The 22126-nt window shown below is 70.4% G+C and carries 14 protein-coding genes; 10 read left to right on the top strand and 4 right to left on the bottom strand.

From position 1 onward, the window contains the following. Positions 1 to 44 precede the first annotated feature (44 nt). From Psi02_RS29000 to Psi02_RS28990, 3 genes are all read left to right on the top strand, one after another. The gene (locus Psi02_RS29000) at positions 45 to 4949 is read left to right on the top strand and encodes a DNA repair ATPase (RefSeq protein WP_239095259.1); all 4905 of its coding nucleotides are present in this window, start codon (positions 45 to 47) and stop codon (positions 4947 to 4949) included. A gap of 50 nt (positions 4950 to 4999) precedes the next feature. Beyond that, on the top strand, positions 5000 to 7870 hold the full coding sequence (locus Psi02_RS40840; RefSeq protein WP_203979110.1) for an ATP-binding protein: 2871 nt from the start codon (positions 5000 to 5002) through the stop codon (positions 7868 to 7870). 77 nt (positions 7871 to 7947) lie between these two features. Beyond that, complete coding sequence (locus Psi02_RS28990; RefSeq protein ID WP_203979023.1) at positions 7948 to 8493, top strand: hypothetical protein; 546 nt, start codon at positions 7948 to 7950, stop codon at positions 8491 to 8493. A 66-nt stretch (positions 8494 to 8559) separates the two neighbouring features. Here the strand turns inward: Psi02_RS28990 and Psi02_RS28985 are convergent, their stop codons facing one another. Then, on the bottom strand, positions 8560 to 9675 hold the full coding sequence (locus Psi02_RS28985) for a hypothetical protein (protein WP_203979022.1): 1116 nt from the start codon (positions 9673 to 9675) through the stop codon (positions 8560 to 8562). A 236-nt stretch (positions 9676 to 9911) separates the two neighbouring features. On the opposite strand from Psi02_RS28985, the gene Psi02_RS28980 reads away from it, so the two are divergent. The 4 genes from Psi02_RS28980 to Psi02_RS28965 all read left to right on the top strand — a co-directional run bounded on the left by Psi02_RS28980 (position 9912) and on the right by Psi02_RS28965 (position 16179). Next, entirely contained in the window at positions 9912 to 10685 is a 774-nt protein-coding gene (locus Psi02_RS28980) for an SDR family NAD(P)-dependent oxidoreductase (protein ID WP_203979021.1), read from the top strand. A 400-nt stretch (positions 10686 to 11085) separates the two neighbouring features. Then, on the top strand, positions 11086 to 13989 hold the full coding sequence (locus Psi02_RS28975; protein WP_203979020.1) for a LamG domain-containing protein: 2904 nt from the start codon (positions 11086 to 11088) through the stop codon (positions 13987 to 13989). A 210-nt stretch (positions 13990 to 14199) separates the two neighbouring features. Continuing rightward, positions 14200 to 14961 carry a group II truncated hemoglobin gene (locus Psi02_RS28970; RefSeq protein WP_203979019.1) on the top strand — a complete coding sequence of 254 codons (762 nt, stop codon included), beginning with the start codon at positions 14200 to 14202 and terminating at the stop codon, positions 14959 to 14961. A gap of 153 nt (positions 14962 to 15114) precedes the next feature. Continuing rightward, on the top strand, positions 15115 to 16179 hold the full coding sequence (locus Psi02_RS28965) for a helix-turn-helix domain-containing protein (RefSeq protein WP_203979018.1): 1065 nt from the start codon (positions 15115 to 15117) through the stop codon (positions 16177 to 16179). An 86-nt stretch (positions 16180 to 16265) separates the two neighbouring features. Here Psi02_RS28965 and Psi02_RS28960 read toward each other — a convergent pair whose 3' ends face one another. After that, the gene (locus Psi02_RS28960) at positions 16266 to 17171 is read right to left on the bottom strand and encodes a sensor histidine kinase (protein WP_203979017.1); all 906 of its coding nucleotides are present in this window, start codon (positions 17169 to 17171) and stop codon (positions 16266 to 16268) included. 293 nt (positions 17172 to 17464) lie between these two features. On the opposite strand from Psi02_RS28960, the gene Psi02_RS28955 reads away from it, so the two are divergent. Then, positions 17465 to 18013, top strand: a complete 549-nt coding sequence (locus tag Psi02_RS28955) for an RNA polymerase sigma factor (protein WP_239095242.1) — start codon at positions 17465 to 17467, stop codon at positions 18011 to 18013. Further along, complete coding sequence (locus tag Psi02_RS28950) at positions 18013 to 19194, top strand: CU044_5270 family protein (protein WP_203979016.1); 1182 nt, start codon at positions 18013 to 18015, stop codon at positions 19192 to 19194. The genes Psi02_RS28955 and Psi02_RS28950 overlap by 1 nt, the downstream gene beginning before the upstream one ends. A 116-nt stretch (positions 19195 to 19310) precedes the next feature. On the opposite strand, the gene Psi02_RS28945 is transcribed toward Psi02_RS28950, so the two are convergent. Together Psi02_RS28945 and Psi02_RS28940 are read right to left on the bottom strand one after the other, a co-directional pair. Continuing rightward, positions 19311 to 19814: a hypothetical protein gene (locus tag Psi02_RS28945; RefSeq protein WP_203979015.1), complete on the bottom strand. Its 504-nt coding sequence runs from the start codon at positions 19812 to 19814 to the stop codon at positions 19311 to 19313. Between the two features lie 21 nt (positions 19815 to 19835). Then, entirely contained in the window at positions 19836 to 21065 is a 1230-nt protein-coding gene (locus Psi02_RS28940) for an MFS transporter (RefSeq protein ID WP_203979014.1), read from the bottom strand. Between the two features lie 70 nt (positions 21066 to 21135). Here Psi02_RS28940 and Psi02_RS28935 point away from each other — a divergent pair, with 70 nt between their 5' ends. Further along, the gene (locus tag Psi02_RS28935; protein WP_203979013.1) at positions 21136 to 22107 is read left to right on the top strand and encodes an ArsR/SmtB family transcription factor; all 972 of its coding nucleotides are present in this window, start codon (positions 21136 to 21138) and stop codon (positions 22105 to 22107) included. The last annotated feature ends 19 nt before the right edge of the window (positions 22108 to 22126 follow it).

Here is a 22126-nt window from a genome sequence, read left to right as displayed (position 1 = left end):
GGACCGCCGGGACGCGGGCCGGGCTCGACGCGGGCACCTACGAGGTGCTCAGAGCCCGGCTGGCCGAGCAGGCCAAGGAGCTCGCCCGCCGCGCCGAGGCGCTCAACGCCGACCGGCTCGAGGTCTTCGGCGGCACAGACCTCCGGCTCGTGGGCACCGATCGCGTCCGTACGGAGAACAACTGCGTGCCCCGCGACATCGTGTCGGCGGACGGGGTCATGTTGTTCGGCTACAACGTGTTCATCGGGCTGAAGTCCGAGACGACGGTCTCCGACGTGTTCTCGGCGCATCGGTTCACCCGCGACGGAGACGCGTTCCGGTTCGACGACGCGCCCCTGCCGTTCGGCGGCGACGCGCAGTTCGAGCGGGACTTCGGCGAGCTGTACCGGTACTACAAGGAGACCCGGCTCCTGCAGTTGCGCCGGCTGGAGGGCAGGCTGCTCGCCGTCTTCCAGACGGGCCCGCAGGACATCCGGGTGTTACGGTGGACGGTCGCGCCCGACGGCTCCATCGCCTACCTGGACAACCGCGGCGAGCGCGACCATGTCTTCCCGCCGTCGCACGACTTCGAGTGGACGCGGACCACCAGGGACGATCACGTCCTCGGACGCCATCCGCACATCTCGATCGGTGACGAGGTCTTCGTCGAGACCGTCGGCGGCGACCTCACCATCAAGATCGAGAACAACACGGAGAGCGGGGAGGGCGTCTACCGCGAGCCGGTCGCCGAACCGCTGCAGAGCCTGGCCGACGCCGACGTGCACTACGCGAGGGTCGGCCCGCTGATCCTGCTGCGCATCCGGCCCTACAACGAGGCCGACTGGCGTCATCTGGTCTTCAACACCAGGACCAAGGCCGTGGTCCGGCTGGACGGCATCGGCCAGTCCTGCCTGAGGCTCCCCGAGGACCAGGGCGTCGTCTTCCCCGGCGGCTACTACCTCGCCACCGGTACGGCGAAGACCTTCGACACCGACGTGGCGAGTCTGGAGTTCGACCGAGTCATCCGCTCGCCCAACGGCGAGGACGTGCTGTACGTCTTCCACGCGCGGGCGGAGGGCCGGACGCTGCTCCTGCCGTACAACGTCATCCGCAAGGAGGTCGCCAACCCGATCACCTGCCACGGCTACTCACTGTTCGACGACGGCACCCTCATCGTGTTCCGGGAGACCTCCGCCGAGCCGACCCGCGTGCATCCCATGCAGGTGTGGCAGACGCCGTTCGTCTCGGACACCTTCGCCGCGGCCCAGCCGGTGGGCGCCGGCCCGCTGGAACGCATCGGCAACGCCGAACTGGTGCGCGGGATCTCCGACTGCCTGTCCGTCGTCCGGATGGTCGGGGAGATGGCGCCGTCCGTGCCGGTGTTCGAGGCGCTGATCGCCGCGTGCGTCCGGGCCTTCGACAACTACCACTGGCTGAACGACCACGGCCTGCGCACTCCGCTCAGCGACGTCCGCGCGACGGCCGAGCAGGTCCTGGACGAGTTCGAGAAGGTCCAGTCGCTCACCGAGCAGGCCGCGTCGGCGCTGGAGGAGGCCGCGGGGCGGATCTCCTCGCTCGTACGGCAGGCCCGCGGCGAGTCGCCCATGACGGCCGACGCCTGGGTGCGGCAGCTCGCCGAGTTGCGCCGGGCACAGGGCCGTCTCGCGACGTTGCGGGAGATGCGGTACGCCGACATCCAGCGGGTCGACGCGCTGACGTCCGACCTCGACACCGAGATCGGCTCGGCCGCGCGGCGGGCCGTCGCGTTCCTCCAGGGCGACGACGCGTTCACCGGCTACCACGCCGATGTGGAACGGCTCACCGAGCAGGCGCGGGCCATCGGCACCGTCGCGGAGTCCGCGCCGATCGCCGAGCGGCTCGTCGAGCAGGGCGAGGGCCTGTCCATCCTGACCGAGGTCGTCGGCACGCTGGACATCGACGACGCGACGGTGCGCACCGCGATCCTGGAACGGATCGGCGAGGTCCTCGGCGGGATCAACCGGGCCAGGGCCACGCTCACCGCGCGGCGCGAGGAACTGCTCGCGAGCGAGGGACGGGCCGGCTTCGCCGCCGAGTTCGCCGTGCTCGGCCAGACGATCACCGGTGCGCTCGACGTGGCCGACACCCCCGAACGGTGCGACGAGCAACTCGGCCGGCTGATGCTCCAGTTGGAGGGGCTGGAGTCGCGATTCGGCGAGTTCGACGACCTCGTGGCCCGGCTGGAGGACAAGCGGGAGGACGTCTACGAGGCGTTCTCCTCGCGCAAGCAGGCGCTGCTCGACGAGCGCGCGCGCCGGGCCGACCGCCTCGCCGCCTCCGCCGACCGGATCCTGAGCAGCCTGGGACGCCGGGTCGCGAGCCTCGGATCACTGGAGGAGGTCAACACCTACTTCGCCTCCGATCCGATGGTGGCCAAGCTGCGCGCGGTGTCCGGCGAGCTGCGTGAGCTCGGCGACCAGGTCAGGGCCGAGGAGCTCGAGGGCCGGATCAAGGCCGCCCGGCTCGACGCGGGCCGAGCTTTGCGCGACCGGATCGACCTCTACGCCGACGGCGGCGAGACCATCCGGCTCGGCCGGCACCGGTTCGCCGTCAACACGCAGCCGCTCGACCTCACGCTGGTCCCGTTGGACGGGCGGATGGCGTTCGCCGTCACCGGGACCGACTACCGGGCGCCGGTCGGCGACGAGTCGTTCGACGCGACCCGGCCGTTCTGGGACCAGTTGCTCGTCTCCGAGTCCGCCGACGTCTACCGCGCGGAGCACCTCGCCGCCGCGATCCTCGCCGACGCCGAGACGGGCGGACCGGCTCAGGGCCGCGAGGCCGCGGGCGTCGGGGGATCGAGCGAGACCGGGACCGTCACGTTCGACGCCCTCCAGGCGGCCGCGCTCGTCGACGGCGGCCTCCTCGATGTGGTCCGCCGCGTGGTGGAGACCCGCTACGACGAGGGCTACGAGCGCGGCGTGCACGACCACGACGCCGCGGCCGTCCTCGACGCCCTGCTGCGCCTCCACGCCGGCGCCGGCCTGTTGCGTTTCCCGCCGGAGGCGCGCGCCGCCGCGCAGTTCTTCTGGGCGTTCGGCGCAGGCGAGGCCGCCCGTTCGACCTGGACGACGCGGGCCCGTTCGCTGGCCAGAGCCCGGGCCATGTTCCGCCAGGGTCCGGCGGTCGGCGAGATCCGAGCGGAGCTGGCCTCGGCCGTGGACGCCTTCCTGCGGGACACGGGCCTGCCGGGCGGCGAGACCGGCCTGGCGGGGGAGTACCTGTTCGAGGAGCTGTCGAGCACGCCCCCCGGTTTCGTGACGAGCGCCGCCGCCCGAGGCGTCCTCGACGGTTTCCGCAGGTCGCTCGGCGGTGCCGTGAAGGAACTCGAGGCCGATCTGCGCGCACTGGGCGACGATCTGAAGGCCCGGCATCAGCTCGTCGAGGCCTGGCTCGGGGCCTACCTGGGGGCTTCCGGCGAGCGGCGGGCCGTACAGGCGGGGGATCTGGCCGAGGCCGTGGCCGTGCAGCTGTGCGACCTGCCGCGCCACGACTCGTCGGCGGCCCTGACGGCCACGGTCGAGAACCTGCTCGGCACACATCCCCGGCTGACCGGGCGGAGCCTCGGCCTGCGCCTCGACGAGGTGCTCGCCCGGACCCGGCGGTTCAGGACCGAGCGGGTGCCCGCCTACCGCGCCTACCAGCGGCGGCGCGCCGAGCTGGTCGAACGTGAACGGGCGCGGCTGCGGCTCGAGGAGTACCGGCCCACCGTGATGAGCGCGTTCGTGCGCAACCGGCTGCTCGACGACGTCTACCTTCCGCTCATCGGCGACAACCTGGCCAAGCAACTGGGCGCCGCGGGGGACGCCAAGCGCACCGACCAGATGGGCCTGCTGTTGCTGATCTCCCCGCCGGGGTATGGCAAGACGACGCTGATGGAGTACGTCGCGAGCCGGCTCGGCCTGGTTTTCGTGAAGGTCAACGGCCCGGCGCTCGGAAACGCGGTCACCTCGCTCGACCCGGCGCAGGCGCCGGACGCGACCGCGCGGCAGGAGATCGAGAAGGTCTCGTTCGCGCTGGAGTGCTCGAACAACGTGCTGCTCTACCTCGACGACATCCAGCACACCTCTCCCGAGTTGCTGCAGAAGTTCATCTCCATGTGCGACGCCCAGCGCCGGATGGAGGGCGTCTGGAACGGCCGGACCCGCACGTACGACCTGCGCGGCAAGCGCTTCGCCGTCTGCATGGCGGGCAACCCGTACACCGAGGCGGGCAGGCGGTTCCGCATTCCCGACATGCTCGCGAACCGGGCCGACGTGTGGAACCTCGGCGACGTGCTGTCGGGCAAGGAGGACCTGTTCGCGCTCAGCTACGTCGAGAACGCGCTGACCTCCAACCCCGTCCTCGCGCCGCTGTCCACGCGCGACCGCGGCGACGTCGAGTCGCTCGTACGGCTGGCCCGAGGCGACTCCGGCGTGCGCGCCGACCAGCTGAGTCACCCGTATTCGAAGGTCGAGCTCGACCAGATCGTCGCGGTGCTGGCCAAGCTCCTCCGGGTCCAGGAGATCGTGTTGTCGGTCAACCAGGCGTACATCGCCTCGGCCGCCCAGGCCGACTCCTCCAGGACCGAGCCGCCCTTCCAGCTCCAGGGGTCGTACCGGAACATGAACAAGCTGGCCGAGCGGATCATCCCGATCATGAATGAGGCCGAGCTCCAGGCCGTGATCGACGACCACTACCTGGGAGAGGCCCAGACGCTCACCTCGGGGGCCGAGGCCAATCTGCTCAAGCTGGCGGAGTTGCGGGGCACGATGACCCCCGGCCAGGCCGAGCGCTGGGCCGAGGTGAAGTCCGGCTACCTGCGGTCGAAGGCCCTCGGCGGGGACGGGGACGACCCGATGGCCCGTGCCGTCGGCGCCATCGGGCTGCTCGCCGACCGGGTGGGCGACGTGGAGAAGGCGATCGAACGGGCCGCCGAACCGGGCCACTGACCAGCCGTTTTTAGTGAAATGTCGGCCTGTGATGGCATCCTTGCCTCGTGATGGCTCATCGGGGGATTAGCACCATTTTGGCGGGACGTGCCCGTGAAGTCGCCTTCATGGAGGCGGCACTCGAGGAACTTCCGACGGCGCTTCTCCTGGGCGGGGAGGCGGGGGTCGGGAAGAGCCGGCTGATCCGGGAGTTCCTCCAGCGCCGGCGCGGCGAGCAGGACATCCGCGTCCTGGTCGGCGGGTGTCTCCAGATCAGTGCGGAAGGACTCCCCTTCGCGCCGTTCAGCGCCGTCCTCCGCCAGCTCGTCCGGCAGATCGGCGTGGAAGGCGTGACGGCGCTGCTGCCGGACGGCACACCGCGGGGCCTGGCCCGGCTGCTGCCCGAGTTCGGCGTGCCGGACACCGCGTCCGGCACGACGGAGGCGCGCACGCGATTGTTCGACCATGTGCTGCTGCTGTTCGAGCGGCTGGCGGTGGAGATGCCCGTCGTCCTGGTGATCGAGGACGCGCAATGGGCGGAACGCTCGACCCGTGACCTGCTCAGCTACCTGATCAGCAATCTCCCGCCGGGCATGCTGATGATCGTCACCTATCGGTCCGACGAGCTGCACCGAAGCCATCCGCTTCGGCCGTCGCTCGCCGAGCTCAGCCGCGTCCCCTGGGTGCGCCGGCTCGAACTGGACCCGCTGTCCCGCCGCGCCGTGGCCGAGCAGGCGAGGAGCATCCTCGGTCACGATCTCGACCCCCGCCTCCTCGGCAAGGTGTATGAGCGCAGCGAGGGCAACCCGCTGTTCGTCGAGGCTCTGCTGAGCGACGGCCGGATCGACGGCGAGCTGCCGGAGTCGGTGCGCGACCTGATGCTCGGGAGCGTGCAGAAGTTGCCCGAGGAGACCCAGGAGATCCTCCGGCTCGCCAGCGCCGGAGGCGACCGGGTGGAGCACGCGCTGCTCGCCGCGGTCAGCGGGCTGGACGACGCCGGGCTGTCCCGGGTGATGCGGCCCGCGGTCGCGGGCAACGTGATGGTCGTCGACGGCGAGGCGTACGCCTTCCGGCACACTCTGGTCCGCGAGGCCGTCCACGGCGACCTGCTGCCCGGTGAGCACACCCGGGCGCACCGCAGATTCGCCGAGACGCTGGAGGCCGATCCCTCTCGCGTGCCGCCCGGCCGGGCCGCCGCGGAGCTGGCCTTCCACTGGTATGCGGTAAGGGACACCGCCGAGGCCCTGGTCAGCGCGTGGAAGGCCGCCTCCGTCGCGATGGAGGCGGCGGCCTACACCGAGTCCCTGCACATGCTCGACCGTGTTCTCGAGCTGTGGGACAAGGTGCCGGACGCCGCGGAGCGCCTGCGGGCCGACCACTGCTCGGTGCTGGTCAAGGCGATCAGGGCCGCCGACCTCGCCGGCGAGACCGAGCGCGGAATGGCGTTCGCCAGGGCGGCGCTGAAGGAGATCGACGATCCGGTCCGTTCGGCCGGCGTGCTCGAACAGCGGGGCAGGTTGAAGATCCGCCTGGGCGACCACACCGCCCTGGACGATCTGCGCGAGGCCGCCCGGCTCGTGCCCGCGGAGCCGCCCAGTCTCGCTCGCGCCCGGGTGCTGTCCACGCTGGCCCAGCACCTCTACCTGATGCCGACGGGCCGGGAGGAGGCCCGGACGCTGGGGGTCGAGGCGCTGGCCATGGCTCGCGAGTTCGGCAACGCGACCGTCGAGGCGCACGCGCTCATCACGCTCGCCGGCTGCGACTTCCTCGAGGACGCCGAGGAACACCTGGTGGCCCTGGCCGGGGTGAGAGAGGTCTACGAGCGAGGGGCCGACGACTCGGCCATGCTCCGCGCCGCCACGAACGAGGCGCATCTCCTCGAGGGCATGGGCGAGCACGAACGCGCCGTCGAGGCGGCCCGGCGCGGCATCGCGCTCGCCGGGCGGCACGGTCAGGCCCGCACCTCCGGGGCCTTCCTCACGATGAACCTGGCGGAACCGCTGATGTCGCTGGGCCGCTGGGACGAGGTGCTGGAGGTGGTCGAGCACGCGCTGGAGCTGTCCCCGCCGCGGATGACCCGCGCCTCGCTGCACTGGCTGCTCGGCGTCATCGCGGTGGCGCGCGGCGATCTCGAGTCCGCCGACGACGCCATGTCCGCCCTCGACGCGGTGATAACCCCCGCCCATTCCCTGGTCCAGGAGCTGTTCCCCGCCGAGCGGCTGCGGATCGATCTCCGGCTGGCCCACGGCGACCGCTCCGGCGCCCTCGACGCCGTCGAGCACGTGCTGACCCGACTCGATCCGTCGGTCAGTTCCCGGTACGGCTGGCCGCTGCTGGCGAGCTGCGCACGGGCCTGCGCCGAGATGCCCGGCGAGCGTGCCGCCAAGATGCTGGCCGAGGTGCGCACCCAGGCCGGCAGGGCCCCTGCCGGCGGACGCCCGGAGCAGGCGCACGCGCTCGTCTTCGACGCGGAGGCCGACCGGGCCGAGGGCCGATCCCGGAAGGCGGCGTGGGACGCGGCGGCCGCCGTCTGGAAGACGCTGGGCGAGCCGTACCCGGAGGCCTATGCGTTGTTGCGCGCGGCGGACGCTGCCGGGAGGGAGTCAGCGGGGAGGGAGACCGGCGGGACACGTCTCCGCCGCGCGGCCGAGTTGGCTCACGGACTCGGCGCCCGGCCGCTGCTGGAGGAGATCGAGACCTGCGCCCGACGGACACGTGTCGCGATCGGCACGCGCATCGGCGACGACTCGCTCGGGCTGACGCCGCGGGAGCGGGAGGTGCTCCGCCTCATCGCCGATGGGCGGAGCAACCGTGAGATCGCCGGAGCCCTGTTCATCTCGGCCAAGACCGCCAGCGTCCACGTCTCGAACATCCTCACCAAGCTTCAGGTGGCCGGGCGGGGAGAGGCCGCCGCCGTCGCGCGCCGCCTGGGCGTCGTCTAGGAGCGCCGACGGAACGTCCACCGCGATGGCGTACGGTCGAACCTTTGATCCGTACGTCTCGTCTAAGGACCTCGCTGATGAACACTCGTGTCCGTGCGGGCCACCTCGTGGCCGCCGTGATCGCCGTCGTGGGTCTCGCGACCGCCTGCTCGTCGGGCGACGGCACGACGGGCGCCGCCTCCGCGCCGGCCGCCAAGGTCCCCGCACCGACCGCCTCTCCGGCCGTCTCCGGCTCCGACACCCCGGCGGCCGGCGAACCCGTCGTAGGCGGGCCGGTCGGCACGTCGACGTCGCCGCTCGGGTTGATCGTCGTCGACGGAACAGGGCGGACGGTCTACGCGTACGACAAGGACAAGACCCATCCCGCGACGTCCGACTGCTACGACCAGTGCGCCGTCGACTGGCCGCCCGTGCCCGCCACCACCGATGTCGCGGGCATCGACTCCGGCCTGGTCGGCTCGGTCGCCCGCAAGGACGGCTCCAAGCAGCTCACCATCGACGACCACCCGGTGTACCTGTTCGCCGGGGACAAGGCGGCGGGCGACGTCAAGGGCCAGTTGTCCGAGGGCACCTGGCACGCGATCACCCCGAAGGGCAAGGAGATCACGAAGAAGGCCGGCTGATCGCCGGCTGAATGCCACCGGGGGCCGGTGGGCCTTCCGTCATGCCCCCGGTGGCACGTCGCGGTTTCAGCGGTCGCGCTGGACGAGCCCGAAGCTGTGGGCGACTTCGCCGTCGTCGACGATGTAGCTGCCGACCGCCCACAACCGGCTCGTCCCCTTGATCGGGGCCAGCCCGGTGACCGTTTCGGCCCGTCCGCCGGTGGGCAGCCTCCCCGCGACCGTCTTCCAGGTGACGCCGTCGAAGCGCCAGTAGAGCGGCGGGCCGGCGAAGCCCGCCGGATCGCCGGTGACCCACACCTCGCCGCGGTTGCCGCTGATGGCCAGCGGCCACTGCCCCTCGTCGGGCATGCGGACGTTCTTCCAGCTCTTGCCGTTCCAGTGGAGGACCGTCGGGGTCCATCCCTCGCCGACGGGGATCAGACCGGTCACCCAGACGCTCTTGCCGGACTGGACCCAGACGTCGTTCACACCCAGATCGTCGGCCGGCATCTCCACCGGCTTCCAGGCGTGGCCGTTCCAGCGCGCGGTGTAGGGCTGGAGGCCCTCCTCCGCCGAGTAGACGGTTCCGGCGATCCACGCGTCGGTGGCCGAACGGGCGTCGATCGAACTGATGCGCACGCCCTCGGGCAGCGTCGTCGTCTCCCAGCCTCCGTGGACGCGCCGCGACACCCAGGTCTCCCCGGCCAGCCACGTGCCCCCGCGTACGGAGGCGATCTCGGCGTAGGAGACGGGAGCGCCTTCAGGAAAGTCGGGGAAGGCGACCTCGCGCCATTTCGTCCCGTCGAAGTGGGCGACGCCCGCCCTCTCCTCGTTCCACCCGTAGATCCACACGTCGTGAGCCGAGGACGCGCTGACGGAGTACCAGTACTTCATGTCGGGCAGCGAAGGGGGAGGCACCAGGCTCCAGTCGCGGCCGTTCCAGCGTAGGACGGCCGCATGGCCGTGGCCGTCCTCGTCCTGGTACTGGCCGACCGCCCACGCGCTCGACGGGCTCGGCGCGGCGACCGAGTGCAGGTATCCCTCGGTGAGTCTCCCCGCGTAGAAGATCTTCCACTGGGGTGGTGCCCCGGATGACGCCACCGCGGCCTGGGGCGCCGGCGCGGCCTGGGCCGGCCCGACCGCCGTGGTCAGACCGACGATCATCGTGGCGGCGGCGAGGCCGTACAGCAACCTTGCTCTCATTGACCGTCCTTCCACCGGGCCGACCGCGGAGGCTCGTGCCGTCCCCGGTTACGTCCGAACAGAGAGAAGAGACGGGGAAATCAGCGATGTGGTTTGTGGCCTTCGGGCGACATTCCAGTGGAGGGTCGAGCGCGATCTCATCCGGCGCCGCGCGTCCACGGGGAGGGCGCTGCGACGGGGAGGGTGCGCTGCGACGGCCTTCCCCGGGTAGGGGCGAGCCCGACCGAGGAGGGATCATGAGCAATTCCTACGTTGTCACCGGGGGCGGCCAGGGCATCGGGCGTGCCATCGCCGAACGACTGCTCGGCGATCGGGACGCAGTCGTGGTCATCGAGTTCGACCCGGTGGCGCCAGCGTGGACCGACGACCACCCCGCCGGGTCCCGCCTGACGGCCGTGACGGGGGACGCCGCGGACGAGGCCGTGACCGAACGGGCGGCCGACCTGGCGGAGTCCCGCGGAACGCTCGCGGGGTGGGTGAACAACGCCGCGGTGTTCCGCGACGCCGCACTGCATTCGTCGGCGGCGCGGGACGTCCTCGACCTCATCACGCTGAATCTCGCCCCGGTGGTGACCGGCTGTGGCACCGCCGTCCGCCGGTTCCTGGCGGGCGGCCGGGGCGGTTCGATCGTCAACGTCTCCTCACACCAGGCGCAGCGGGCCGTGCGAGGCGCTCTGCCGTACGCGACGGCCAAGGCCGCGACGGAGGGGCTGACACGAGCGCTGGCGGTCGACTACGGCCCGTCGGGCATCAGGACCAACGCCGTCGCGCTCGGTTCGATCAGCACGGAGAGGTACGAGGACTTCCTGGGGAGTCGGGATCCGGCGGCCGCCGCGCGGATCGAAGGCGAGATGGGGCGGCTGCATCCGCTGGGCCGGGTCGGGCGGGCCGACGAGGTGGCGGCGACGGTGGCCTACCTGCTGTCGGGTGACGCGAGCTTCGTCAACGGCGCGATCGTGCCCGTCGACGGCGGCCGCTCCGCTTCCGGCCGCGACCCCGAAGAGACCTGATTACGGGATCGCTGCCGGAGTCCTCTGAACGCGTCAGGCGGCACGTGGGCTCCAAGATTCCGGTGTGATCAATGTCACTTTCCCGTCTTAAGGGATCACTTGGGGATCGTTCCACCATGGCGATCTTCGTTATGCACCCAGCAGGGTGACCTGGCCAGGCGGTTAACCGGGCGCTAACCGAGCGATTGAGCGTTCCTATCGCGCGAGCGGCGTGCGACGTTACAGGTGTGCCGACCAGATCACTGACTGTTGGTATTTACTCATGTTGATCACCTTTCTTACGATCAGGGCGCTTTGTCGGCAACTGGACCTTGCGGGGGTTGATGTGCGTCTGACGGGAAGATGGTCGCCCGATCGGGAACGAAGTCCACGGAGAGCACGGACGCGTCATGCGGTCCGCGTGCTGGGCGCGGCGGTGGCCGTCCTGGCGCTGGAAGCCGGGATCGGTATGCCGCAGGCATCCGCGGCCGCCGGTGAGGCGGCATCCTCGGGAGCGCTCACGGCGGTGGTGGTCAACACGCCGCCCGCGCAGCCCGCGCTCGCGGACCTGACGATGTCGCCCGGTTCCGTGTGCCAGACGGAACCGGTGCGGATCAACAGGCTGCCCCAGCTCTCCGCGACGCTGTCCGACCCGGACGGTGGGCGGATCGGCGCCCAGTTCGCGGTCTCGTGGCCTGACGCGACGGGCAAGCTGGTGCGGCAGTGGTGGTCCACCGGCGCTGAGGACGCTCCGCCGCCCAGCGGGTGGTTCGAGGGGTCGGGATCCGTGTTCACCGAGCCGCCGCCACCGGCCCCGATTCCGCAGGGCACGACCGCGGGCTGGGAGGTGCGGGCCTGGGACGGCGTCGCGTGGGGTCCGTGGAGTTCGGCCGGCACCTCCACCAGGTGCCGTTTCGCCTGGAAGACGGCCACACTGGCCGATCCGAAGGTGACGAGCGCCGACTACCCGGGGTCCACCGACCTCTTCGGCTCGCAGCCCTGGACGATCGGGGTGGGCCGCTACGGCGCGATCACCGTCGGCTCGGACTCCAGCGATGTCGTCACCTACCGGTGGGGATTCGACACGAGCGCAGGCATCCATGAGGTGGCCACGAGGAAGGGCGAACCCCGGACGATTCGGGTGCTGCCCACGACGGAGGGCGGCCACTTCCTGTCGGTCAGGGCGTTCGACGCCTACGGCAACGGCAGCCGGCCGGTGACGTACCGCTTCAACGTCCTCCAGGGGCAGCCGGAACGGGCGTCGTGGGCTCTGGACGAGGGCAGCGGCGTCGCCGAGGCGGCGGGCTCGGGCGGCTCGTACCCGCTCAACCTCGGAGGACACGCGGCGCTGGGTGCGGCCGGGCACTCGGGGACCGCGCTGTCCCTGACGAATGAGGACTCCTACGCCGAGTCCCAGGGTGCTGCGCTGGACCTCCAGGAGGGCTTCACCGTCTCCGCGTGGGCGAAGGTGGACGACCTGAGTCACTCCAGGACCGTGTTGTCGCAGGCGGGGACGTACAACAGCGGCGTCGTCCTGGGATACGACGCGTCCAGCGGGAAGTGGGCGCTGCGCCTGCCCACCACGGACGACTCCGGCGCGTCGGTCGTGGCCTCGGCCTCGGACGCGCCGGTGGTGCCGGGCCGGTGGACCCATCTCGTGGGGATGTACGACGCGGGGGACAAGACCGCGACGCTGTACGTGGACGGGACGGCCGCCCCGGCCGCATCGGTGACGGCGTTCAACGCCCGGGGGAACCTGGAGATCGGCAGGCAGTGGAACGGAGGCGCCTGGGCGGAGCCGTGGTCCGGTGCGATCGACGACGTGCGCGTGTGGGATCGGGCGGTCTCCGCCGCCCAGGTCACACGACTTCACACCACCGGTTCCGTCACGACGCGCCTGCCCGCGAAGGTGGTGTGGTCGCTGGACGACGCGACCGGGCGCCCGGAGACTCAAAGTGTGACCTTCCACGGCGGCGTGGAGACCGGGCAGCCGGGATACACCGGCAAGGCGGCGGTCTTCGACGGAGCCGCCGGCTACGGGGACACGTCGCGCGAAGTGGTGAACACCGCCCGGAGCTTCTCGGTCGGGGCGTGGGTGAAGCTGGCGGACACGTCCGGTGACCACGCGGCGCTGAGCCAGAGCGGTCACACCGACGGCGCGTACACCCTCGGATACGACCACGAACGGAAGGCCTGGGTGTTCCGGCTCCCGGCGCAGGACGCGGACGGAGCGGACGCGCAGGCCGTCTACTCGACGGTCCCTGTCGACGCCGGAGAGTGGAACCACCTGCTGGGCGTGTACGACGCGACGGCCGGGCAGATCACGCTCTACGTCAACGGGCAGGCCGGCCCGCCGGTGGCGGCGTCTTCGGCGTGGCAGGCGACGGGTGGACTGCAGTTGGGCCGGACCCTCCATCAGGGTGGTTACCGGGATTACTGGAAGGGAGCCCTGGACGACGTCAGGCTCTTCGACCGGGTGGTGACGGCGCCCGAGGCCCAGAAGCTGGCCGCACCGAAGCCGCCGTCGGTCGCCGGACGATGGATGCTCAACTCGGCGCCGGACGGCGTGACCCCCGACGCCTCACCGGCGAAGCTCGGCGCGACGTTGTCCGGTGGTGCCCGCATCGACGGGGATCAATGGGTGGTCGGCGATTTCAACGGGATCAACGCCGACGGACAGGAAGAACCTGACGGGGGTCTGGTGCTGGACGGCGTCGACGGGTATGCGGCGACGGCGGCTTCTCCGCTGGACACCACGCAGAGCTTCACCGTCGCCGGTTGGGTGGGCATGCCCACCGGTATGCCGGACTGCCCGGAGGGCAAGGCTCTCGCCGATTGCGACATGACGGTGCTGAGCCTGCAGGGGAACGGCGAGCATCCGTATAACAGCGTGTTCACCCTGCGCTGGCATGTGATGGGTCGTGGTGACGCGGAGAACGCTCCGTGGGGTGTCTGGCAGGTCGAGATGCCGGACAGGGACGCTCCCGGAGCCGTCCGCGCCGTCGCCACCCATTCATTCGGATTCGGAGGTTTCGGGCCGTGGACACATTTGGCGGTGGTGTATGACGCCGCCCGCGACCAGCTGCGGTTGTACGTGGACGGTCAACTGCAGAACAGCCCGGACGCGGTCTCGACTGTGGACGGCGTCAAACCCTTCGCGGGCACGGGCGGCCTGCAGTTCGGCCGCAACTGGTCGGAGGGTGTCGCAGGGGAGTACTTCGCTGGGCCGATCGACGACGTATGGGTCTATCAGGGTGTCCTGAGCGACGTGAAGATCCGGGTCTTGTCCTCCTCGGCGGATTTCCCGACCGAGACCGGCCCCTGACCTGATCTCCGGGGCGGGACGGACGCGGCGTCCGTCCCGGCCCCGGTCCTCCGGGTCCGTCCCATCGGTCTTTATGGAGGGACTACGCGGCTGTCGCTACGGTGCCGAACGGCACATACTCGAATGCCTGTGTGGATGCTTACTTGATTACACTTATACACAGGCCTTCGGGCTGACAAGGCGCATCGCTCTTCGACGAGGTGACAGCTCGTGATCGTCCAGTACGTCCGCTATCGCGTTCCATCCGAGCTGAGCGACGATTTCGTGGAGGCCTACCAGCGGGCGGCCGCCTGCCTCTCGCGTGCCCCGCAATGTGTGGACTACGAGCTCGCCCGCAGCACGGCGGAGCCGAGCTCCTACATCCTGCGCATCACGTGGACATCGGCGAAGGACCAGCTCGAGGGCTTCCGGAACCGCGACCTCTACCAGGAGTTCTCCGCCGCGACCGCCCCGTTCGCGGACGACGTCGAGGAAACGAGCCTCTACCAGCGGACCGCCGTGCGCGGCGACGGAGGTTCGATCCCGTCGATGTACGACTGGGTGGGCGGCACGGAGGCGCTGGAACGGCTCATGGAGAGGTTCTACGACCTCGTCGCGTCCGATGACCTGATCGGACCCCTGTTCAAGGGGATGGACCCCGGCCATCCGCGCTACGTCGCGATGTGGCTGGCCGAGGTTTTCGGCGGTCCGGCCAGGTACACGACCGAGCGCGGCGGTTACCGCCACATGCTGACGATGCACCTGGGCAAGGCCATCACCGAGCCGATGCGACGCCGCTGGGTGAGTCTGCTGATGGACGCCGCCGACCAGGTCGAGATCCCTGACGACCCCGAGTTCCGCGCCGCTTTCGCCGGCTACATCGAGTGGGGCACCCGGCTCGCGTTCAGCAACTCCCAGCCGGGAGCCCATCCCGTGCAGCAGGCGCCCGTCCCGCACTGGGGCTGGGGCGTCGCTCCGCCGTACAACGGCTGACTCGGCCGGCGCTTCAGCGGTCCGGCCGCCGGTTCAAGGGTCGGTCAGGGGTTCGCCAATTCTTGGGCACGCCTGCTACCTGTGAAAGTTCGTCAGAAGGTAGACAGAGGGGATAAGGCGGGTCAACAAGAGCGTCGTCGGATCGGGGGGATCATGGCGCGTGCTCACAACGCGTGGGAGATCTTCCAATCCGGGGGGGAACCCACCGGTATCCACGGGGAGATCGTCAAGTCCTGGCGACGATCCCAGTACAGCGGGGTGAACCCCGAACGGCTTGATGTCGGGCACGGCGAGGTCGACTCGGGTTCCGCGTTCGTGCGGACCGCCGCCCCCGTGTTGTCGAAGCTCGGCGACGTCCTCGCGGGGAGTTCGACCTGCCTGGCACTGGCCGATACGAGCGGCAACCTGAGCTGGCGCTGGGTCTCCGAGCGATCACTGAGCCGTGCGCTCGACCGGTACCAGTTCGAAGAGGGAGCGCGCTTCGGCGAGGAGCACGTCGGGACCAACGCGATCGGGGTCTCCCTCGAAAGCGGTCGTACCGCGATGATCGTCGGTGGGGAGCACTACAAACAACCGCTGCACAACTGGGCGTGCGCCGCGACCCCGATCGTCCATCCGATAACCGGCCGGGTCGTCGGCGCCGTCGACGTGACCTGCAGGGCGGCCGATGCGAACCATCTTCTGCGGATGGCGGTGCAACTCCTGGCAGAGGAGGTCAAATCGGCACTGTACGCGGCCTCCACCGCCAAGCAGCGCCGCCTGCTCGACGTCTTCCTCAACTACCGTGCGACGACGGCCAGTCCGGTCATCACGCTTTACGATCACATCATGATCGCCGATGAGACGGCGACGACGCTCAACCTGGACCAGAGCCGCCTGTGGGCGGCGGTCAGGGAGGCCGGGCCGACGGCGACGACGATCCGCCTCAGCGGGACGGTGACCGCTCGCATGTTCCCCCTGACGCCGGGAACCCTGGCCGACGGGGTGGTGCTCCTCCTGGCCGGAGTCTCTCCCATCGGCCGGCGTGCCGACGGCGTCCCTCCCGGCCTGTCCGCCGACCCGCAGCCGGTGGGGCTCACCCCGATCGAGCGTGCCGAGGCCGAGATCATCTCGAACGTCCTCACCGAGTGCGCGGGCAACAAGTCCGTCGCCGCCACCAAGCTGGGCATCTCCAGAGGCACGCTCTATCAGAAGCTCCGGCGCTACCGGCTGACGTAGGTCTACCGGCCGCTCGCCGTACGCGAGAGAGGATGTCCACCGGTACGGCCATGCCGGCGTTCGCCGCCGTGGCCGTACCGGTGAACCTAGACAGCCTCCGCTGACCTGGTCACCTGGAAGGATCGTGTGCTCGCGGACGCGACCGGACCTGGTGGACAACAGGCGGTCACGATGACGAGGGAATCCTGTGGACCCCAGGGACTGGTCACCGGCTTCTGCCTCAGACGCTCCCACAACCTGACGGGTCGGTCGGGAGGGTCGGCTAGAGGAAGCCGCAACACAAAGGACGCGCCGCCACCGGCGGCATCCGCCACGCGGAGGGTGCCTTTGTGAGCATGTGCGATATCGCGGGCGATCGCCAGGCCGAGGCCGGTGCCCCCGCAGTCGCGGCTGCGGGCGGCGTCGAGCCGGCTGAAGCGCCTGAAGATTCTTTCTCGGTCCGGCGCGGCGATCCCGGGTCCGTCATCGATGACGTGGAGCTCGGCGCAGTCGCCGTCGCGGCGGACCCGGATCTCGACCATGGTCCTCGCGTGCCGGTGGGCGTTGTCGAGCAGGTTGGCGAGCAACCGGTCGAGCTGGCTCGGGACGGCCTGGACCACCACTCCGCGCTCGAGCCGGAGCCGCACCTCGTGGCCGCTCGCCCGCCGGGAGACCTCGGCCCGGACCGTCTCGGCCAGGTCGATCTTCTCTCGCTCGGCCGGCGTCGCGCCCGCCGCCACCCGCGTGAGCAGGAGCAGGTCGGTCGTGATCGCCTCGAGCCGGTCGACATCGTGCAACAGGGCGGCGAGGAGATCGGGGAGCTCGGTCTCGTCCTGGTGCAGCAGCGCCTCCTCCAGCTGGACTCTCAGTGCGGCCAGAGGCGTACGCAACTCGTGTGAGACGTCCGCGGCGAACTGGAGCTGCTGGGCGAGTATCCATTGCGTGCGTTCGTCGCCATGCTGATCGCAGTTGACCGGCGCCCGAGCGGCGAGGTCGCCAAACTGCGTCGTCATGCTGGATCCTCCTCCGTCGGCCACCAGGCAGTCGCCCGCCGAGGGTCCCGGGCGGCGTCGTGGACGCCGGCCGATCTCGCCGGGCCGGGGGGTGTCGCCCCGGTACTTGGAGATCCTGCGTCCTCGCGGAAGTGTGCCGCAACACATTGTTCAGGAATTGAACACGGCTCATCGAGCCTTGACGCGCAGGTCACACCCATGATCGCTCCACCCCGCCGGATTCGGGGGTCATACCGGTCGCATATTCCTTGTCGGGCACGGTAATCGGGGCCCGCCGGGAGGGAGTACTGGGTGTGAACGATCCCCAAGAACGCTTCACCGACCTCTACGACCGGCACTACCGCAGCGTGCTCGGCTACGCGCTGCTGCGCGCCGGGCGCGAGACGGCGGAGGACGTGTCGAGCGAGACGTTCCTGGTCGCCTGGCGCCGCCTGGAGGAGCTTCCCGACCCGCCGCTGCCGTGGCTGCTCGGGGTGGCCCGCAACCTGCTCGCCAAGCAGCGTGACGTACGGCACCGCGGCCAGGCCCTGATCGACCGGATCGCGGTACTCACCACGGCCGCCGACCAGACGAGCTGGGACGTAGCGGAGCACGTGCTGGACCGGCAGAGCGCGCTCGCCGCGCTGGCCTCGCTCCGCAAGAACGATCTCGAGGCGATCACGCTCGCCACCTGGCACGGCCTCACGCCCGACCAGGCCGCCGCCGTCATGGGCTGCTCGGCCCGCACCTACAACGTGCGCCTCCACCGCGCCCGCACGCGCCTGTCCAAGGCGATGCGGGCGGAGATGCGAGTCGCGCCGCCGTACCGGGCCGCCGCCCGCCCGTCCCTGGAGGAGATCTGATGCCGAACCCGCCTGGAGACCCCCGGGAGCACGACATGACCGATCACATGGTCACCCGGCTCAGGCCGGTGCAGCTGGACGATCTGGCCGACGACGCCTATCGGCGGCGCCGGTCCATGGATCTGGCCAACGCGTTCGAGACCCCCCGACCCCCCCTGCAGACCCGAAGGATCACCTTGTCACAGCGCCGCCCCCTCTTCCTGATCGCCGGCACCGCCGTCGCCGGACTCGCCGCCGCCGCGATCATCGTCCCTGGCCTGGTCTCGGGGGACGCCGGCTCCGGAAACGGCCGTTCCACGGCGCCCTCCGCCTCGGCCCCGGGGCCTCAGACGACCCGGTTGGACGCCCATTCGGTCCTGCTGGCGGCGGCGGATACCGCGGCACGCGAGCCGGCCACGACCGGCCGTTACTGGTACACCCTCGAGCGGGTGACCTCACGGGTCGGCCGAATCGTGACCAAGCCGGGAAAGGGAAGGGAGCCGAAGGTACAGGAGCTGCCGTTCACCGCCTCCGTCTCCACTTCCCAGGAGTCCTGGACGGCGCGGAGTCCCGAGGATCGCACCCGGACGATAACCGGCATCGATTTCAAGACGGCCTTCGACTCGCCGGCCGACGAGGCCAAGTGGAGGGCGATGGGCGCGCCTCCGCTCACCCTCCACACCGGCGGCTCGACCAAGCCCCAGATCAACAACTACGACGAGCCGATGCGGTTCATCATCGGCCAGCAGCAGGTGACCATGGCCGACCTCGCGAAGCTGCCCACCACGGAGGCCGGGCTGGACAAGGAGCTGAAGCGCAGGTACCGGGCCGACGTGAACGACCCGAAGTACCCCTACGAGGGCAGCTACCTGCAGTACGTCTGGGGGGCGGCGCAAGACCTGCTGGCGGGGCCGGTCACGCCGGGCACCCGGGCGGCTCTGTACCGCGTCCTGGCCGACCAGCCCGGCCTCACCGTGGCCGGAAAGGTGACGGATCCGTTCGGCCGTCCCGGCATCGCGATCGAGATGAGCGGAAAGAACGCCAGTGTGCCCTCGGACTCAGCCGCCACGTTCCAGCTGATCATGGATCCGGGCACCGGCCGGCTGCTGGCCTACCAGGCGATCGGTGATGGGTCGAAGCCGCTCCTGACGGAGGCCTACAAGACGATGGGCTGGACGAACGGCCTCGACGCGCGCCCCTGATCGCGGCAAGCGGGCGCGGAGACGGTGCACCTCACGGTGCGCCACACTCCGCGCCCTGACCGCAGGCCGGTCAGGATGCCGTACGGCAGGGGCGAACGGGGGCTCCTGCCGTACGGTCAGTCCGATCGGGTGTGAGCCGAGCTCCAGTTCAGGTGCCAGGTCACACCGTCGTCGTAGGAGAAACGCTGCTCCCATAGGGCGCCTTGGGGGCCGAGGTCGTCCCAGTCCCATTTCACCCGCACCTCTTCGCCGTTGATGATCTCGACGGCGAAGAACTCGCCGTGCTTTCCGTTGAACCGTCCTTCCATGGGGTTGTCGTCGAGCAGCCCCGGTTGCCGGGCGGAGATCCACCAGATCCGCCAGTTCCCGGTTCGCGGGTCGAACAGCCGCAGCGTCATGGCCTCGAGCGGATCGCCGGAGGGCGGCATGGCCGGCGCCGAGAAGGGTTCGACGTTGCCCAGCCCGCCGAGAACGGGCTCGCAGCGCAGGGTCGAGTCGAACTCGACCCAGGTCGTGCAGTCGCGATCGAGCACGTCGGCCAACTTGCGGTTGCGCGTTCTCCAGTGACCGTGGAAGAAGTCGAAGTCATGGCGGCCGTCTGTGTGCGTGTTCTCCGTCATGCCGTGAACGCTAGGCCGGGTTCACTGACATCCTGCGTCAGTGGATCCGGCGGGAACGGGGACGGGCGCGGGAGTGGCCGTCCGGCGGGCGATCATCGGGGCCAGGGCTCCGATTCCGAGAGCGGAGCCGATGCCTCCGACGGCGCTGAACCACCAGATCACGGCGGGGCCGGCGGTGGCGTAGACGGTGGTGCCCACAGCCAGGGTGATGAATCGCGCGATGCCCCAGGTCCACTGGTAGCTGCCCTGGTAACGGCCGCGGGCGTCGGCCGGGGCGAGGCTCGCGACGATCGCGCCGGGGATGCCGCCGACCATCGCCTCGCCGATCGACCAGAGGACGACGGTCCCGCCGTACGACCAGGTGTCGTGCGCCACTCCGGTCAGAGCGATGCCGGTCGAGGCGAGCGCACTGGCGCCCACATAGACCGGGATCTGCGGGAACCGGGCCAAGACGTTCGTGGCGATCGGTTGCAGCACCACCACCAGGGCGGCGTTGAGCGTGGCCATCAGGCCGAGTGTGGTGGTGGGCAGGCCGTGGTCACGGATCGCCAGCGGCAGGCAGACCTCGGTGAACGAATAGATCGCCAGTCCGACGCCGAGCAGCGGGAGCAACAACCGCATCAGCGGATCCCGGAACACGACTCCGTAGCCGATCCCATTGCCGGAATCGGTGGTCCGCGCGGTGTCGGGCTTTCCACCGGGCAGCAACGCGACGACGATGAGTGCGAACGCCAGCGAGGTCGCCGCGTCCAGCGTGAACAGAAGCCAGTAGCCGTGCGTCGCCAGGAATCCGCCGAGTATTCCGGCCACGGCGGTGCCGATGTTGATCGCCCAATGAAGCAATGAGAAGGCGGCACGCTGCCGCTCCGCCGGCACCGTGTCCGCCAGCAGCGCGCCCGAGGCCGGGGTGACCATTGAACCCGCCGCGCTGAGGAGGGCGGCCGCGAGTGCCAGCGTGACCACGTTCGGCGCGGCGAACAGCAGGCCCTGTGCGAGAGCCGTTCCGATCAGTCCCGTCAGCATCGTGGGACGGCGGCCCACCCGGTCGGCGAGCAGGCCGCCGACCACCGGGCCGATCAGGTTGCCCGCGCCCAGCGCACCGAGGACGTACGGGGTCTGCGTGGTGGAGATGCCGCGCGACCCGAGGTAGAACACGAGGAAGGGCGTGACCACGAAACCGAGTCGGTTCACCACGGTGCCGGCGAAGACGACCCAGGCGGTGCGGGGAAGTCCGCTGAAAGTGGAGAGCATGACGGAGATCCTGCGTCCGCCGTACACTCGTGACCATTGATTAAGCTCAGACCGAATCTGTGGAGCGGTCATGTTCTCCGAGCTGACCTTCTCGGCCGACGATCTGGCCCTGACCCGGTTCGCGGTCTCACCGATGTGGGAGGTCGTCACCAGCTTCCGGCTGCTGGCGGCGGGCTCCGCACATCCCGTGCACCGTCCCTGGATCGATCAGGTACGACCGCGGGTGGCCGCGGCCAGGCTGGACTCGGGCTTCCTGGCAGAGCTGCTCCCGACCACCGACTATCTCCCCGACTTCCTCACCCCGCCGCCCGACGAACCGACCCCCACCCTCGACACCGAACTCGCCGCCATCCGCGCCACTCCGGTCGATCAGGTTCTGGCCGACCTCGACGTCCTCGGCTGTACCGGTCCCCACTGCCAGGCTCTGCGTGCCGACCCGGAAGCCAAGCTGGCCCGCATCACGGAGGAGATCGAGCTCTACTGGGAGCTGGCGCTCGACCCCTATTGGGCGAAGATCCGGGTGGTGCTGGACGCAGACGTCTTCCACCGTGCCCGGCAGGTGGCCGAGCGCGGCGCGGGCCACTTCTTCAACGACCTGCACGCCACGGTGAGCTGGGACGACAACGCCCTCCGGATGGTTCGCCGGCATTGCGGCATCTCCCGGGAGACGACCGGGTCAGGGTTGCTGCTGGTCCCCTCCGCCTTCGCCGGGGGCATGCTCACCTGGGCGCGCCCGCCGAAGCCGCCCCAGCTCGCCTACCCCGCCCGCGGCACCGGCACGTTGTGGGAGCACCGCCCGGTACCACGCATCGACGCGATCGCCCGGGTCCTCGGCCGCTCCCGGTCCGTCATTCTGGCCGAGTTGGAGGCCCCGGCCTCCACGACCGAACTCGCCCGCCGCACCGGCATCTCCGCGGCCGGGGTCTCCCAGCACCTGACCGCCCTCCGTGACGCCGGCATGGTCAGCGCCCACCGTGCGGGCCGCTCGGTCCTCTACGCCCGCACGACCATCGCGGAATCCCTCATCGCCGCGACGGCCTGAATCACCCGAGGCGGTCAGC

Source organism: Planotetraspora silvatica (genome assembly GCF_016863315.1).
Taxonomy (GTDB): Bacteria; Actinomycetota; Actinomycetes; order Streptosporangiales; family Streptosporangiaceae; genus Planotetraspora; species Planotetraspora silvatica.
This window is presented reverse-complemented; position numbering and strand designations above follow the sequence as displayed.